The organism is Arthrobacter sp. E3 (assembly GCF_017353415.1).
Lineage (GTDB): Bacteria > Actinomycetota > Actinomycetes > Actinomycetales > Micrococcaceae > Specibacter.
In genome coordinates this window covers 1-1,535 of record NZ_JAFMPX010000079.1, presented here as the reverse complement: position 1 = coordinate 1,535, position 1,535 = coordinate 1, and the positions used below count along the sequence as shown (strand labels likewise).

Below are 1,535 nucleotides of genomic sequence, written 5' to 3'. Positions count from 1 at the left end.
TTCTGCCCGTTATTAATGGTTTCCGTCGATTGGCAGTGGTCGTGGGGTTCGGGTCGGATTGATGGGTGAAGAGAAACCAACCCATTGATCCACGGATCCGACTAGCAATATCCCAATGGCCAGATGACGCCCCACGGGGAGCAGTGACTTCCTTTTGTACCGAACACCAGATCAGTCGCAAAACGTTCTATAAGTTGCGGGCCATCGTGCGTGATGAAGGACAAGCCGCAGTGCTGGAGCCACGCTCACGCCGCCCGAAAACCTCGCCCACCCAAATCACCGAGGACCTGAAGACCCAAGCCCTGGCCGTGCGTTCTGCCTTGGAATCCTCCGGATTGGACCACGGTCCGATCAGCGTGCATGACAAGATGAACGCCTTGGGATTCCAGACCCCGGCCATCGCCTCACTGGCCCGGATCTTCCGCGAAAAGAACGTAGCCCGTGACGCACCGAGCAAGCGTCCACGCTCGGCCTACCGCAGATTCGTCTACCCGGCACCAAACGCTTGTTGGCAGTTGGACGCGACCGAGTATGTGCTCACCGGTGGGCGCAAGTGTGTGATCTTCCAGCTGCAGGATGACCACTCACGTCTGGCCGTCGCCACCCATGTGGCCCGCAGCGAAAACAGCGAGGATGCACTGGCGGTGATGCGCAAGGGCATCGATGCCCACGGAGTCCCACAAAGACTCCTAACCGACAACGGTTCGGCCTTGAATCCCTCGCGCCGGGGCTGGATTGGCCAGCTGGTCGCCTTCGTCACTTCCCTGGGCGTGGAGGCCATTACGGGCAAACCGGGCCGGCCCACCACCCAGGGGAAGAACGAACGTTTTCACCAGACTTTGTTCAAATGGTTGGACAAGCAACCCTTCGCCAACAACCTCGAGCAGCTCCAGGAATACGTGGACCGCTTCGATACGATCTACAACACCCAGCGCCCGCACCAGGGGCTGCCCGGCCGGATGACACCCCAGCAAGCGTGGGATGCCACCGTGGTGGCCGAAGCGCCCCGGCCCAACAGTGAGGCCCTGACACGGATCGGGCTGCCGGTCGTGGACGAAGTGGTTGAAGCCAATCCGGCTGCTGAGATCGTCACCGCATACGCCCGGCAGATGGATCAGGAGATGAAGGCCGAGGGTGCGATCGAGACCCTCAAGGCTCCGATAGCCACAGCCGACACCGGCGAGAAGATCCGCGGAAGTGTCAAAGATCCGGGTGAATGCGGGCACCGGAAAATGAAGGTGTATACCAACGGGACCTTGAAGCTGGGCGAAACCACGTTCTTCGTCACCAAACGCATGAGCTCCCGGATCCTGAACGTGGATTGGTACCCAGAGAATATCCTCATCTCAACCATGGAAGGCGAGTTGATTGCCGACTTCCCGCGACCTGCACCCGGAACGAAGTATCTCGGGATTGACCGGGCCACCGTGAGTTTTCAAAACGCCGATCAACGCTAAATGTTACCGATGTCTTGAGGCAGCGAGTGTCACCGATGTCCTGATACAGAAGTGTCACCGCTGCCTTGAGACATCACA

Annotated in this window: 1 protein-coding gene; it reads left to right on the top strand. The window is 59.4% G+C overall.

Going from position 1 to position 1,535, the window contains the following annotated elements:
* The first annotated feature begins 143 nt into the window (after positions 1 to 143).
* On the top strand, positions 144 to 1,457 hold the full coding sequence (locus JMA46_RS16675) for a DDE-type integrase/transposase/recombinase (RefSeq protein ID WP_348770211.1): 1,314 nt from the start codon (positions 144 to 146) through the stop codon (positions 1,455 to 1,457).
* Positions 1,458 to 1,535 lie beyond the last annotated feature (78 nt).